Genomic DNA, 13,577 nt, shown 5'->3' on the forward strand with positions numbered 1-13,577 from the left:
GCATCACCGCCTGCGCCGTATGATTCTCCGAAGCAATCATCTCCAGGCCACGCTGCTGACGCGCCAACTCAGCATCAATCCGCGCCGCCACCTCAGGATCAAGCTCACCCAACGACTGGGTCAGCGAGGCGGGGGCCATCGACTGGAAAGTGGTGTTGCCCATTTACTCGACGCTCCCGCCGTTGGCGCTGGCGTAGTCGGCGGCCGAGAGCAGCGGGCCTTCCTCGCTGACCTCGACGGTGAACAGCCAGCCGTTGCCGTACGGGTCCTCGTTCAGGATGGCCGGGTTGTCCACGGCCTCCGAGTTGACCTCGACGATGGTGCCGGTGACCGGGGAGTACAGGTCGGAAACCGACTTGGTCGACTCGACCTCGCCGCAGGTCTCGCCGGCGGTGACGGCGTCGCCGACCTCCGGCAGGTCCACGTACACCACGTCGCCCAGCGCATCGGCTGCGACCTGGGTGATGCCGACCTTGGCCGGGCTGGAATCGTCAATCCACTCGTGCTCGGCCGAGTAGCGCAGGCTTGAAAGAACTTTACTCATGATGGTTCCTCTCCGAAGGGAATCAATGGGCGCTGTGCGACGCCCGTCGGTATCAACGTTACTTGGCGCGGGTGTAGAACGGCAGTTCGACAACTTCAAATGGCAAAGTCTTACCGCGCAGCTCCACTTCGAGCTGCGTGCCGACTTCACTGTGCGCAACATCCACGTAACCCAGCGCCACCGGGTAGCCCAGGGTTGGCGAGGGCAGGCCGGAAGTGATCTCGCCGATGACCTCCCCGTCCTTCAGGATCGGGTAGCCGGCGCGCCCGGCCCGCTTGCCCAGGCCCTTCAGGCCCACCAGCTTGCGGGCGGTGCCGTTGGCGCGCACCTCTTCCAGGGCCTGGCGGCCGATGAAGTTCTCCTCCTTCTTGAAGGAGACCACCGGGCCCAGGTTCGCCTCGAACGGGTTGCGTTCGGTGGACAGCTCGTTGCCATACAGCGGCATGCCGGCCTCCAGGCGCAGCGAGTCGCGGGCGGCCAGCCCGCAGGGCACCAGCTCGTGGTCCTTGCCGATCTGCACGATCTGCTCCCACAGGCCTTCGGCGTCCTCGTTCGCGATGATCAGCTCGAAGCCGTCCTCACCGGTGTACCCGGTACGGGCCAGGATGGTGTCCACCCCACCCAGGGCCAGGCGGGCGGCGGAATAGTACTTCATCTCCTCCACGACGCTTGCGCCGGCCTCGTCGGCGGCCAGCGCCTTGACGATGGCCTGCGCGTTAGGGCCCTGCACGGCGATCAGCGAGGTTTCGGCGGTGACGTCCTGGACGGTGGCGTCAAAGCCCTTGGCGCGTTCGGCCAGTTCGCGGGCGACCAGTGCGGCGTTGCCGGCGTTCGGCACGACCAGGAACTTCTCCTCCTCCAGGCGGTAGACGATCAGGTCATCGAGGATTCCGCCGGCCTCGTTGAGGATCAGCGAGTACTTCGCCTTGCCCAGCTTCACCACCCCGAGGTTCCCGGCCAGGGCGGTGTTCAGCGCGGTGGCGGCCTGCGGGCCGCTGACCCACACCTCGCCCATGTGGGAGAGGTCGAACAGGCCGGCGGTGGAGCGCACCGCCTTGTGCTCGGCCAGTTCCGAACCGTAGCGCAGCGGCATGTCCCAGCCGCCGAAGTCGGTGAAGTTCGCGCCGAGCTGCTCGTGCTTGGCGTGCAGCACGGTGTGCTTGATGTCAGTCACGGTAGTCATGTCCTAGTCTTCGAAGGCTTCAGGGGCAGGGCAGGAGCAGATCAGGTTGCGGTCGCCGGCGGCGCCGTCGATGCGGCCCACCGGCGGGAAGTACTTGTCCTGCTTCAGGCTCGGCACCGGGAACACGGCCTGCTCGACCGAGTACTTGCGGTCCCACTTGCTGGTGATCACCGCGGCGGCGGCGTGCGGGGCACGGCGCAGCGGCGACTCGGCGACCTCGTACACCCCGGCCAGCACCTCCTCCATTTCCTGGCGGATGGTGATCATCGCCTCGATGAAGCGCTCGATCTCGGCCAGGTCCTCGGACTCGGTGGGCTCCACCATCAGGGTGCCGGCCACCGGGAAGGCCAGGGTCGGGGCGTGGAAGCCGAAGTCGATCAGCCGCTTGGCCACGTCCTCGGCGGTGACCCCGGTCTTGGCGGTCACTTCGCGCAGGTCCAGGATGCACTCGTGGGCGACCAGGTTGCCGTTGCCGGTGAACAGGATCGGGAAGTGCTCGTTCAGCCGGGTGGCGATGTAGTTCGCGGAGAGGATCGCGGTCTTGGTGGCCTGGGTCAGGCCCTCGGCGCCCATCATGGCGATGTACGCCCAGGAGATCGGCAGCACGCCGGCCGAACCGAAGGCGGTGGCCACCACCGGCACGCCGTCACGCTCGGTGTAGGCGCCGTTGGCGTCCCCGGGCAGGAACGGCACCAGGTGCTCGGCCACGGCCACCGGGCCCACGCCCGGCCCGCCGCCGCCGTGCGGGATGCAGAAGGTCTTGTGCAGGTTCAGATGCGAGACGTCGCCCCCGAACTGGCCCGGCTGGGCCAGGCCCACCAGGGCGTTCATGTTCGCCCCGTCGATGTACACCTGGCCGCCGGCGGCGTGGACCTTGTCGCACACCTCGCGCACGTCGGTGTCGTACACCCCGTGGGTGGAGGGGTAGGTGATCATGATCGCGGCGAGCACGTCCTTGTTGGCCTCGATCTTCGCGTCCAGGTCGTTCGCGTCGATGGTGCCGTCGGCGGCGGTCTTGACCACCACCACCTTCATGCCGGCCAGCACCGCGGAGGCGGCGTTGGTGCCGTGCGCGGAGGCCGGGATCAGGCAGACGTTGCGCTGCGCCTCGCCACGGGAGGCGTGGTAGCCGCTGATGGCCAGCAGCCCGGCGTACTCGCCCTGCGATCCGGCGTTGGGCTGGATCGAAACCCCGGCGTACCCGGTGATCGCGGTCAGCCGGCCCTCCAGGTCGGCGATTAGCTCACGCCAGCCAATGGACTGCTCGGCCGGGACGAACGGGTGGATGCCGGCGAATTCGGGCCAGGTGATGGATTCCATCTCGGCGGCCGAGTTCAGCTTCATGGTGCACGAGCCCAGCGGGATCATGGTGCGGTCCAGCGCCAGGTCGCGGTCCGACAGGCGACGCAGGTAGCGCATCATCTGGGTTTCGGAGGTGATGGTGTTGAAGATCGGGTGGGTCAGGTAGTCGCTGGTGCGCACCATCGCCTCGGGGATCTCAAAGCCCTCGGGGGCGCTGAGCTGCACGCCGAACACCTCGGCCAGGGCGGCGATGTGCGCGCTGGTGGTGGTTTCGTCGGTGGAGACGCCCACCTGGGTGTCGCTGACCTTGCGCAGGTTGATCCCGGCCAGGGAGGCCTGGGCCAGCACGGCGGAGGCGTCCTGCACGTTGACCACCACGGTGTCGAAGAACGATTCGGCGGCCAGGGTGTAGCCCCCGGCGATCAGCGAGCTGGCCAGCACCCGGGCGTGGTTGTGGGTGCGGCTGGCGATCTGCTTCAGCCCGGCCGGGCCGTGGTAGACCGCGTACATGGAGGCGCAGATGGCCAGCAGCGCCTGGGCGGTGCAGATGTTGGAGGTCGCCTTCTCGCGGCGGATGTGCTGTTCGCGGGTCTGCAGCGCCAGGCGGTAGGCCGGCAGTCCGGCGTCATCGGTGGACACCCCGACCAGGCGTCCGGGCATGGAACGCTCCATGCCCTTGCCCACGGCCATGTAGGCGGCGTGCGGGCCGCCGAAGAACAGCGGCACCCCGAAGCGCTGGGTGTTGCCCACCGCGATGTCAGCGCCCTGCTCCCCCGGAGGGGTGATCATGGTCAGCGCCAGCAGGTCGGCAACGACGGTGACCATCGCCCCGGCGTCCTTGGCGGCGGCGATGATCTGCTGGTGGTCCACGATCGCGCCGTCGTTGCCCGGCTGCTGCAGCACGATCCCGGAAATCTCGCCCTCGGGCAGCCCGGCGCCCAGATCGGCGATCTCGATCTCGAAGCCCAGCGCCTCGGCGCGGCCCTGCACGACCTTGATGGTCTGCGGGAAGAGGTTCGAATCCAGCACGGTCTTGCCGTTGGCCTTCTTCTTGTTGGCCCGGCGCATCATCAGCACCGCCTCGGCGGCGGCGGAGGACTCATCGAGCAGCGAGGCGTTGGCGATCGGCAGGCCGGTGAGGTCCATGACCATGGTCTGGAAGTTCAGCAGCGCCTCCAGGCGGCCCTGGGAGATTTCCGGCTGGTACGGGGTGTAGGCGGTGTACCAGGCCGGGTTTTCCACGATGTTGCGGCGGATCACCGGCGGGGTGATGGTGTCGTAGAAGCCCTGGCCGATCATCTGGGTCTTGAGCACGTTCTTCGACGCGATGCCGCGCAGGGTGGCGAGCACCTCGGTCTCGCTCAGTGCGGCCGGCAGGTGCAGCGGCTCGCCCTGGCGGATGTCCGCGGGCACCGCGGTGTCGACCAGCTCATCCAGGCTGGAGTACCCCAGGGTCTCGAGCATGGTCTGGATGTCGGATTCACGTGGGCCGATGTGGCGCGAGACGAATTCGCTGCTCGTCGATGGCGAGGTCTGCGTGATGGTCATGGTGCAGGAAACTCCGTGGGATCTGTCAAGGCGCATGCCAATGGAAGGTCGTTTCCCTCCCCATCCCTGTTGTCATACCTGAGAGTTTTACGTAGCCGGCAAACGGATGCGACTACTTGCACCTTCGGTGAACCGGTCAAACCGGCTGCTTTCCAGAGTTGCCTCTTGATGGCGGTACGGTGGCCTGAGAGTTTCCCGGGGAGGAATTGCTCCTTCGGCGCCCTTCCGTGGCGTGGGAGGGTCTCTCCCGCCATCCGTCAGCGGCGTGGATTCCGGGGCCAGCCCCGGAACTCCTCGTTAAGGATAGCCGGTGCGTGGCGGAACCCACAACACCGGCTGTCAGCCGCGCGCCCGGCACAGATGCGCCCGGCGCGGGCAATGCCGCGGGCTACTGCCCGGTGCCCAGCGTGATGTAGTGCGGGTACTTGGCCTGCAGGGTGTCGCCCGAGGAAGTGCCGGTCAGCCGGCGTTTGATCCACGGGGCCAGGTGTTCGCGCGCCCAGCCCAGGTCCTGGCGGATCCTTTCCCCGCGCGAGTTCTCCGGCACCGGGGCCAGCACCGGGGCCGGGATCTGCTCCTGCCAGGCTTCGGGCACCACGCCGTGGTCGCCAAGCACCCCCAGCACGCGCCGGGCCATCATCGTGTGCCCCAGCTCGTTCATGTGCAGCCGGTCCACCGCCCACAGGCGCGGGTCGCTGAATTCGCGCCAGCGCCAGTAGTCGGCGATCATCGCCCCGTGGCGTTCGGCGATGGTGCGCACCAGCTCGTTGTACAGCGCGGTGCGCGGGCGGGTGCGGGAAAACAGGGGCGAGTCGGCCGTGTCGAACCCGGTGAACAGCACCACCTTCGCCCCGGAGTCGGTGAAGCGCTGCACCATGCCCTCATACCCGCGCATCAGCGAGTTGATGTCGACCTTCGGGCGCAGGATGTCGTTGCCGCCGGCGTAGATGGTCACCAGGTCCGGCTCCAGGGCCAGGCCGGCCTCCAGCTGCTGGTTGATGACCTGGCGGATCTTCTTGCCGCGGATGGCCAGGTTCGCGTACTGCCAGTCCCCCTGGGCGCACAGCACCTCGGCGACCCGGTCCGCCCACCCGCGCACCTGGTTTGGGCGCAGCTGGTCCACGTCGCCCACCCCTTCGGTGAACGAGTCACCCAGTGCCACGAACTTCATTACTTCTCCTTCGCTTGCAGAATCTGGCGGATCGTTCGGCTGAGCTGGACCCCGGTCGGGTTCTGGGTCTCGCCTTCCGGCCCGGCCGGCAGGTAGGCGACCGCGAGCTTGTGCGCCGGGTCGGCGAACGCGATCGACGAATTCGCTCCGTTGTGCCCGTAGGCGAAGATCGAGCCGTACTCCTGGCCGGGGGTGCCCTTGGTGAACCCCAGCCCGAAGGACTGCGGCTGCCCGCTGATCCGGTCCGGGCCGAAGACCCGTTCGCGGGAGACCTGCGCCCAGGTGTCCGGATCCAGCAGCCCGCGCTCGATACCCAGCTCCGGCACCGGCCCAAAGGAGGCGGCGTAGATCGCCGCCAGGGCCTGGGCGTTGGCCACCCCGCCTAGGCTGGTGGGCCCGGCAGCGCGCACGTTGGGCTTGTTCGCCCACGCCAGCAGCCCGGCCTGGCCGTGGCGCACGCCGTCCACGGCAAACCCGGCCCGCGAGTTCAGCGACATCCCGGACAGTGACAACGGGTCCACGAACGTCTCGGGCGTATTGGTGATCAGGGTGGGGCGGAAGCGCGGCTCCAGCTCGGCGGGCTGGCCGATGTAGGCGTCCACGCCCAGCGGCCGGCGGATGCGCTGTTCAAAGATCTGCTGCAGCTCCTGTCCGCTGACCCGGCGCACCAGTTCCTCCATCAAGGTGCCCATGCTCAGCGAGTGGTAGCCCACGATGTGCTGGCTCAGCGGCCAGTAGCTGGGGATCTGGGCCAGCATCCCGGCCAGCCGGCGCGAGTCCAGCAGGACCTCCTCCGGCACCCCGCCGGGCACCCCCAGCACCCCGGCCTGATGGCTGAGCAGCTGCCCGACGGTAACCTGCTCCTTGCCGGCGACCGCGAATTCGGGCCAGTAGCGCCCCACCGGGGCCTCGGGGTCCAATTTGCCCTCCTGCACCAGCAACGCGATGACCAGCGCCCCCAGCCCCTTGGTCACCGAGTAGATGCAGGTCAGCGCGTCCCCGGCCAGGTAATCTCCAGCGGTGTGGCTGAGCACCAGTTCCCCGCGGTGGTAGACGGCCAACTGGGCGCAGAATTCGGTACCCTGCCCGGCCCGCTCATCGAGCTGCGCGGCCAGCTCGGCGAACTGCTCGGTGATCACTTGTTTCATGGTTTCCGATCCTATCGCGGCTGTTCGGCGGTTTCCTGCCGGAAGCGCAGCTTCCAGCCCTGCTCGGTGTGCTGCCACCAGGAGGAGCACACCAGCGTCGCCGACCCGTCGGCCGGCTTCATGCGGTAGGCGAGCAGCACCAGGTCATCGGCCAGCGCGTGGGCGGTGAGCAGCTGGGTGGGACCGGTGGCCGGTAGCCGCTGCCCGGAGTCGAGCACCTGCTGCACGGTGGCCACGTCCAGCAGCCCGCCGTGGCGGCTGACCTCCTGGTATCCGGGGTGCAGGAAGTCGACGAACTCCTCAAAGGAGGTGCGCACCTTCCCATCGAGCATCCCCCGCTCCAGGCCGAACACCATGGCGGTGGTTTCCGCTCCGGCCGGCTCCGCCTGGCCGGATGCGGCCAGCTCCCCGGGCGCCGCGGCATGCGACCCGGTGTGCACCGGCGCGGACTGGCCCGCGCCGGTCTCAGCCTCGGTCTTCGCTGTGGTCCTCGGCTCCGCCGCGGCCGCCGTCGTGGCCGCAGCCGCCGACCCGGGGGCGGCGTCACGGGTGAAGCCCGGCCCGTGCGGGACCGGGGCGGAGCGCTGGTGGGCGGTGGCCGCGGCCCGCGCGCGCTCATCGGCCGCCTCATTCAGCTCATGTCCGGCGTGTCCGCGCACCCATTCGAAGGTGTAGGAACGGTTCTGGATCGCCGCATCCAGCTCCTTGAGGATTTCCTGGTTCATGACCGGCTTGCCGTCGGCCTTCTTCCAGCCGCGCTTCTTCCATCCGGGCATCCACTTGCTGATGCAGTTGATGGCGTACTGCGAATCGCACAGGATCCGCAGTTCCTCGTCCGCCAGGTGCTCGGTGGCCCGAAACAGTTCCAGCACCGCCTGCAGCTCGCCCATGTTGTTGGTTCCGTGGTCCCACCCGCCGGCTGCCCAGTTCTGTTCGTCGATGTACCAGGCCCATCCCGCCGGCCCGGGATTGCCCAGTGCCGATCCGTCCGCTGCAGCAATGATCGTCATGGGTTTAATCCTGCCACGCGGCGCCCACGGTTTCCGATTTGCGCCCCAGCGCGGCACGGGTGCGGCCACGGGTGCGGCGCTGGCACGGCACCGGCAGGACGGCGGCCCGAAAATTGTTATCCACAGATTTACTTCATCGGCTCCGGCCGCCGGTTTTTGCGGGCATCATCGGGTCATGGCACCAACACTTCCCGGTTCACTCATGGACCGGCTCACCCAGCTGGTCACCGGCGGCGAGGCCGACTCGCCCTCGGGCCGCAGCCTGCGTGTGCTCGCGCTGCTGGATGCCGCCGCCCGCCAGGTGCTTGACGGGCTGGATGATGAGCAACTCACCGCCGCCGAGGCGCTGAGCATGCTGCGGGTGACCGAGTCGCTGCAGCGCAGCGCCACCTATGCCCGGGTGCGGGCGGCCGGTGCGGTGGCGGGCACCGCCGCGCACCGGCTGCAGGCCGACTCGCTCTCCCATGCGCTGGATACCTCCACCGTCGAGTTGGCCACCGGGGCGCCGCTGCCGGTCAACGCCAAGATCCCCGCCGCGGCCAAGTCCCGGTTCCGCTCGGAAATTGACCTGGTGGCCCGGGTCATCGACGCGAACTTCTTTGCCGCCAAGGCGCTGGTGCGCACCCACCGCCAGCTGGTGGGCAGCGGCAGCCGTCCGGCCCAGTTCACGCAGCTGTCCAGCCGTTTTGCCGACGCCTCCCAGAACCCGGCCACCGTGGGCGCGGCCGCCGCGAAGCTCGGTTCGCTGCAGCTGTCCGGCGCAAGGCTGCGCGATGCCGAACGCCGGGTGGACGGGGCCGCCGCGCAGGGGCATTCGGCCGTGAAGTCGGAGCTGAAGTCGATCAGCGAGGAGCTCAGCGCCCCGGATCTTGCCGAACGCGAAGCGGTGCATGAACGCTGCGCGGGCCTGCGCTACCGCGGGCTGGGCCCCTACGGCCATGTGTGGGAACTGACCTGCACGACCACGGATCACGAACTGCTGCTGATGACCGCCGACCGGTTGTCCAACCCGAACCTGGTGGCGAACCGGCAAGCCCGGGCTGCGGCCGGCGCCGCCCCCGAAAGCCCGAGCGGAGAGACCAGCGACCCGAGCGCCGTGCGCGCCCGCAAGCTGCTGCGCACGGTCCTGGACATCGTGCGCCAGTCCCTGTTCAGCGCCCGTCCGGCCACCGCCACGCCGCGTGGTCCCGGGGAGCCAACCTCCATCGCGGCGCCCAACGGCTCGGGTCTGGTGCTGCCCTCGATGGTCGACCTGCTGGTCACCATCGAATACGACGCACTGCGCGGAATGACGGACGCCGCGGGGCTAACCAGTCACGGCCAGCGGATCAGCGCCAGCGAACTGCGCTGCAGCGCCTCCATCGGCGGAATCATCCCGGGAATCCTGGGCGGGGCCGGCGAAGTGCTGGACCTGGGACGACGACGAAGACTCTTCACCATCGGGCAGACCCGCTCGGTGGTGGCCCGAGACCGCGGATGCATCAATCCCGGTTGCACGATGCCGGCTCACCGGTGCGAGGTGAACCACTGCCAGCCCTGGGTGCTGGGTGGGAAAACCAGCGTGGACAATGGATGCCTGCTGTGCAAGTCCTGCCACCTGGCCTTCCACGCCGGTTTCCTGAAAATCCGCGTGGTCAACGGGGTTCCCTATGTGCTGCAAAGTCCGCAGCAGGATCCGGAGCAAAGATACCGACGCAACTGGGTCTGGCACCCCAACCAGCCGGCATTGGCCGCGTAGGGCCACTACCGGCTGGGGGTCTCGGACTAGGCCGGGTAGAGCGGGTTGTGCCCGGCCGGAACCCGCTCCTCCTCCCGCACCGGATCCGGTGCGGTGCCGTCCAGGAACTGGGGACCGTTGGCCAGCGACTCGCGCCCGTGGGGTTCAAGCCACACGGACAGGTCCGGGCCCTTGGGCACGATCTGGGTCGGGTTCACGTCCTCATGCACGATGTAGTAGTGCTGCTTGATCTGCACGAAGTCGATGGTGTCTCCGAACCCCGGGGTCTGGAACAGGTCCCGCGCGTAGCCCCACAGATTGGGCATCTCGGTGAGCTTGTTGCGGTTGGACTTGAAGTGTCCGTGGTAGACGGCGTCGAAGCGCACCAGGGTCACGAACAGGCGCACATCCGCCTCGGTAATGTGGTCCCCCATCAGATAGCGGCGGGTTTCCAGGCGCTCCTCGAGCTGGTCCAGGGCCGCGAACAGGCGGTCGTAGGCATCCTCATAGGCCTGCTGGTTCCCGGCAAACCCGGCCCGATAGACCCCGTTGTTCACCTCGGTGAAGATCAGCTTGATCAGCGGCAGCATTTCCTCCAGCTGCTCACGCGGGAACAGGTTCGGGGCCCCTTCGCGGTGGAACTGCTTCCACTGGGTGGAGAAGTCCCAGGTGATCTGGGGGTAGTCGTTGGTGACCACGCCGCCGGTGGGGATGTCCACAAGCGCCGGCACGGTGATGCCCCGCGGGTAGTCGGCGAAGCGCTTGAGGTAGTTTTCCTGCAGCCGCTCGGTGCCCAGCACCGGGTCGCGGCCATCGGGATCCAGGTCGAAGGACCAGCTGCGGGCGTCGTGGGTGGGCCCGGGCATGCCGACCGAGATCGCGTCTTCCAGGCCCATCAGCCGGCGCACGATCAGGGTGCGGTTCGCCCAGGGGCAGGCGCGTGCCGCGATGAGCCGGTACCGCCCGGCCTCCACGGGCCAGGTTTCGGCGCCCTCGCCCAGCGCGGCGTCCGGGTGGCCGATCTTGCTGTCCGACGGGCCGGTGGCCTGCTCCAGGTCGGTGTCCGCGGCCACGATCCGGTCCTGGATGTAGTTGGTGTCCCGCTTGAACTCGTCGCCGGTCACATAGGTGCCCTTGGTGGAATGTTCCTCGCTCATGATGCCCTCCTGCAATCATTGGTCACGGATGCAGCTCATTGATCACACCCTAACGCGTTGGCATGGCAGCGCAATGAGGGGGTCGGTGAAAAATGTTAATGCTCGGTGGAAAACGTTAAAGCACTGGCGCGGGGGCGGGAGGCGCTGCTCCGCGCACTCCCGCGCCGTGCGATGGGTTGTCGGTGTGCCGCCTTCGCGGCTCGCGGTCGGTGACCGGCTCGCGCGAGGCGGCGTGCAGGCTGCTAGGCGTCGGCCAGGGCCGGCTTGCGCACCGAGTTCATGGCGGTGGTCCAGGCGGTGAGCTGGTCAAACATCGGTTCCACGGAGGTGGCCGAGATCTCGGTCGGGGCGAAGCTGGTGAAGTTCTCAAAGTCGGTGAACAGGGAGAACAGCCCGGTCTTTTGCACGTGGGCGACCTGCAGTTCGGAGAGCATCCCGCGCAGGTGCTCGATCGCGCGGGCGCCCATGGCCGAGCCGTAGCCCACGATGCCGGCGGCCTTGTTGTTCAGCTCCAGGTTCACGTAGCTCAGTGCGTTGGCCAGGGCCGGCTGCACGGAGTGGTTGTACTCGCCGGTGATGAAGATGTAGCCGTCGAATTCCTCCAGCTTGGCGGCCCAGGCCTTGGTGTGCTCCTGCTGGTAGTTCTGGTAGGCGGCCGGGAATGGCTCATCGAGCACCGGCAGGTTGAAGTCCTGGATGTCGACGATTTCATATTCGGCGTCTCCGCGCTGCTGGGCGCGCTCCAGCACCCACTGGGCAACGGAGAGGTTCAGGCGTCCGGGGCGGGTGGAGCCGGTAACGATGGCGATCTTGTTCATGTGCTGCTTTCCTCACTGGGTCGAACTGCGCCATCATATTGACGCGTCATCTATGTTTGCCAAAAACAGAATGCCACGGAATAATTGATGTGTCAACAACATCTAGCATTCCGGGGTTCCGACGAGGAGATGACGGCACATGGCCGAGGAAACGCGCTGGCTCGATGACCAGGAGCAGCGCCTGTGGCGCATCATCCGCGAGTTCCTGTGGCACTTTCCCAGTGCCATGGACCGCCAGCTGATGCGGGATTCAAAGATGCAGTCCGGAGAGTACTCCGTACTGGCCACCCTATCGGAATCCAGCTCCAAGCAGCTGCGCCCGGCCGATGTGGCGCGTGAACTGGATTGGGACCGCTCCCGCCTGTCCCACCTGCTGCGCCGAATGGAGAACAAGGGGCTGATCGAACGCTGCACGGACGCCCGCGACGGGCGCGGCAACCTGATCAGCCTGACCGAGCAGGGCTGGCACACCATCCGCACCGCCGCCCCCAGCCACGTGAACTTCATCCGCGAAGCCATCTTCGATCAGCTGGAGGCCGACGAGCGCGAGGTCATCGGCCGCGCCCTGACCCGGATCCTTTCCAACCTCGACGGCCAGCAGCCCGGCGGGCAGCCGGAGGCTAACTGCTGAGCTGGCGCGAGTAGTCGCTGCTGCCCAGCAGCCGGGCAAAGGCGCCGCCGGCGGCAGCCAGCCCATCGAACGAGCCTTCTTCCACCACGCGCCCGGCATCAAGCACCACGATCTTTTCCGCCCGGGCAATGGTGCTCAGCCGGTGGGCGATCAGCAGCGTCGTGCGCCCCTGGGCCAGACGGTCCAGGGCCCGCTGCACCTGCGCCTCGGTCACGGTATCCAGCGCACTGGTGGCCTCATCGAGCACCAGCACCTTCGGATTGCGCAGCATCGTGCGGGCGATCGCCAGGCGCTGCTGTTCCCCGCCGGAGAAGCGGTGCCCGCGCTGGCCGACCATGGTCTCCAGCCCCTCGGGCAGCGAGGAGATCAGCTCGGCGATCTGCGCATCCTCAAGCACCTGCCACATCTGCTCCTCGGTGGCCTGCGGTGCCGCCCAGGACAGATTCTCGCGGATCGTGCCGTGCAACAGGTAGCTCTCCTGGGAGACCACTCCCACCACCGCGGCCACATCCTGCGGGTCCAGGGTGCGAAGGTCCTGCCCGTCCAGCAGCACCCGGCCGCTGGTGGGATCGGCCAGGCGCGGGATCAGCGAGCCCAGGGTGGACTTGCCCGAGCCGGTGGCCCCGACCACCGCGGTCGTCTGCCCGGCGACCAGCTCCAGGTTGATCCCGCGCAGCGTGTCCTGGTGCCCCTGCGGGTAGCGGAATCCAACGTTCTCCAGACGCACCTGTCCGCGCATCCACGCCGGCTCCAGGCGCACGGGCCGCTCCGGCAACGGCAGCGCCTGGTCGGTATCCAGGTACTCAAAGACCCGGCTGAACAGCGCCAGGGCGGAAACCCACTGCACCGAGACGCTCATCAGCCCCATGACCGGGCGGAAGATCCCGGCCTGAAGCCCGGTGAAGGCCACCAGCGTGCCGATGGTCATCCCGTCGGAGGTGGCCGGCAGCCCGGCGGCCAGGTAGAGCAGCGCCGGCACCACCGCGAAGATCACCGACATGGTGGCCATGCGCCAGCGTCCGGCCAGCTGGCTGCGCATTTCCAGGTCGATCAGCCGGGCGCTGGATTCGGAGAAGCGGGCGCTGTCCGCGGCGGTGGTTCCCATCAGCTTGGCCAGGCGCACCCCGGAGATGCTCAGCCGCTCTTCGATCAATGAGGTGAGCGTGGACATTTCGGCCTGCCGCCGGGAGGTGATCCGGCGGCGCAGCTGGGCGACCTGGCGGGCGAGGATGATGGCCGGGGGCAGCACCACCAGGGAGATCAGGCTCAACCGCCAGGAGATGGCGACCATCGCCGCCGCGGTGGCGACCACCGTGGTCAGGTTGGAGGCGATGGTGGTCGCCGAGTT

Annotated in this window: 11 protein-coding genes, 1 pseudogene and 1 riboswitch; of the genes and pseudogenes, 2 read left to right on the forward strand and 10 right to left on the reverse strand. The window is 68.0% G+C overall.

What is annotated here, in order from left to right; genetic code table 11:
• The 7 genes and pseudogenes from RCJ92_RS11630 to RCJ92_RS11660 all read right to left on the reverse strand — a co-directional run.
• Positions 1 to 163: pseudogene (locus RCJ92_RS11630) on the reverse strand (serine hydroxymethyltransferase); the annotation flags it as partial.
• Positions 164 to 544 carry a glycine cleavage system protein GcvH gene (gcvH, locus tag RCJ92_RS11635; RefSeq protein WP_054821728.1) on the reverse strand — a complete coding sequence of 127 codons (381 nt, stop codon included), beginning with the start codon at positions 542 to 544 and terminating at the stop codon, positions 164 to 166.
• A 58-nt stretch (positions 545 to 602) separates the two neighbouring features.
• Positions 603 to 1,727, reverse strand: coding sequence for a glycine cleavage system aminomethyltransferase GcvT (gene gcvT, locus RCJ92_RS11640; RefSeq protein ID WP_054821727.1), 1,125 nt, complete (start codon positions 1,725 to 1,727; stop codon positions 603 to 605).
• A 3-nt stretch (positions 1,728 to 1,730) separates the two neighbouring features.
• On the reverse strand, positions 1,731 to 4,577 hold the full coding sequence (gcvP, locus tag RCJ92_RS11645) for an aminomethyl-transferring glycine dehydrogenase (RefSeq protein WP_446754648.1): 2,847 nt from the start codon (positions 4,575 to 4,577) through the stop codon (positions 1,731 to 1,733).
• Positions 4,578 to 4,739: 162 nt separating this feature from the next.
• Positions 4,740 to 4,837: riboswitch (glycine riboswitch) on the reverse strand.
• Between the two features lie 128 nt (positions 4,838 to 4,965).
• Positions 4,966 to 5,748: an SGNH/GDSL hydrolase family protein gene (locus RCJ92_RS11650; protein ID WP_446754649.1), complete on the reverse strand. Its 783-nt coding sequence runs from the start codon at positions 5,746 to 5,748 to the stop codon at positions 4,966 to 4,968.
• Positions 5,748 to 6,896 (reverse strand): serine hydrolase domain-containing protein, encoded by a 1,149-nt coding sequence (locus RCJ92_RS11655; RefSeq protein ID WP_138926730.1) that lies wholly within the window; start codon positions 6,894 to 6,896, stop codon positions 5,748 to 5,750. Before RCJ92_RS11655 ends, RCJ92_RS11650 begins: the two co-directional genes overlap by 1 nt.
• An 11-nt stretch (positions 6,897 to 6,907) precedes the next feature.
• A complete protein-coding gene (locus tag RCJ92_RS11660; protein WP_360028265.1) occupies positions 6,908 to 7,906 on the reverse strand; it encodes an RNase H family protein in 999 nt (332 codons plus the stop codon).
• 175 nt (positions 7,907 to 8,081) lie between these two features.
• Here RCJ92_RS11660 and RCJ92_RS11665 point away from each other — a divergent pair, with 175 nt between their 5' ends.
• Positions 8,082 to 9,644 (forward strand): HNH endonuclease signature motif containing protein, encoded by a 1,563-nt coding sequence (locus RCJ92_RS11665; protein WP_446754650.1) that lies wholly within the window; start codon positions 8,082 to 8,084, stop codon positions 9,642 to 9,644.
• Positions 9,645 to 9,670: 26 nt separating this feature from the next.
• Here RCJ92_RS11665 and RCJ92_RS11670 read toward each other — a convergent pair whose 3' ends face one another.
• Both RCJ92_RS11670 and RCJ92_RS11675 read right to left on the reverse strand, forming a co-directional pair.
• A complete protein-coding gene (locus RCJ92_RS11670) occupies positions 9,671 to 10,780 on the reverse strand; it encodes a glutathione S-transferase family protein (RefSeq protein ID WP_138176573.1) in 1,110 nt (369 codons plus the stop codon).
• A gap of 242 nt (positions 10,781 to 11,022) precedes the next feature.
• Positions 11,023 to 11,598 (reverse strand): NADPH-dependent FMN reductase, encoded by a 576-nt coding sequence (locus RCJ92_RS11675; protein ID WP_360028267.1) that lies wholly within the window; start codon positions 11,596 to 11,598, stop codon positions 11,023 to 11,025.
• 139 nt (positions 11,599 to 11,737) lie between these two features.
• Here RCJ92_RS11675 and RCJ92_RS11680 point away from each other — a divergent pair, with 139 nt between their 5' ends.
• The gene (locus RCJ92_RS11680) at positions 11,738 to 12,229 is read left to right on the forward strand and encodes a MarR family winged helix-turn-helix transcriptional regulator (protein WP_138926734.1); all 492 of its coding nucleotides are present in this window, start codon (positions 11,738 to 11,740) and stop codon (positions 12,227 to 12,229) included.
• Here the strand turns inward: RCJ92_RS11680 and RCJ92_RS11685 are convergent.
• Positions 12,219 to 13,577: ABC transporter ATP-binding protein (locus RCJ92_RS11685; protein ID WP_446754651.1), on the reverse strand; the 1,359-nt coding region annotated here is incomplete at its 5' end. The two genes, RCJ92_RS11680 and RCJ92_RS11685, sit on opposite strands and share 11 nt — an antisense overlap.

The sequence above is a fragment of the Glutamicibacter sp. BSL13 genome, from assembly GCF_052928425.1.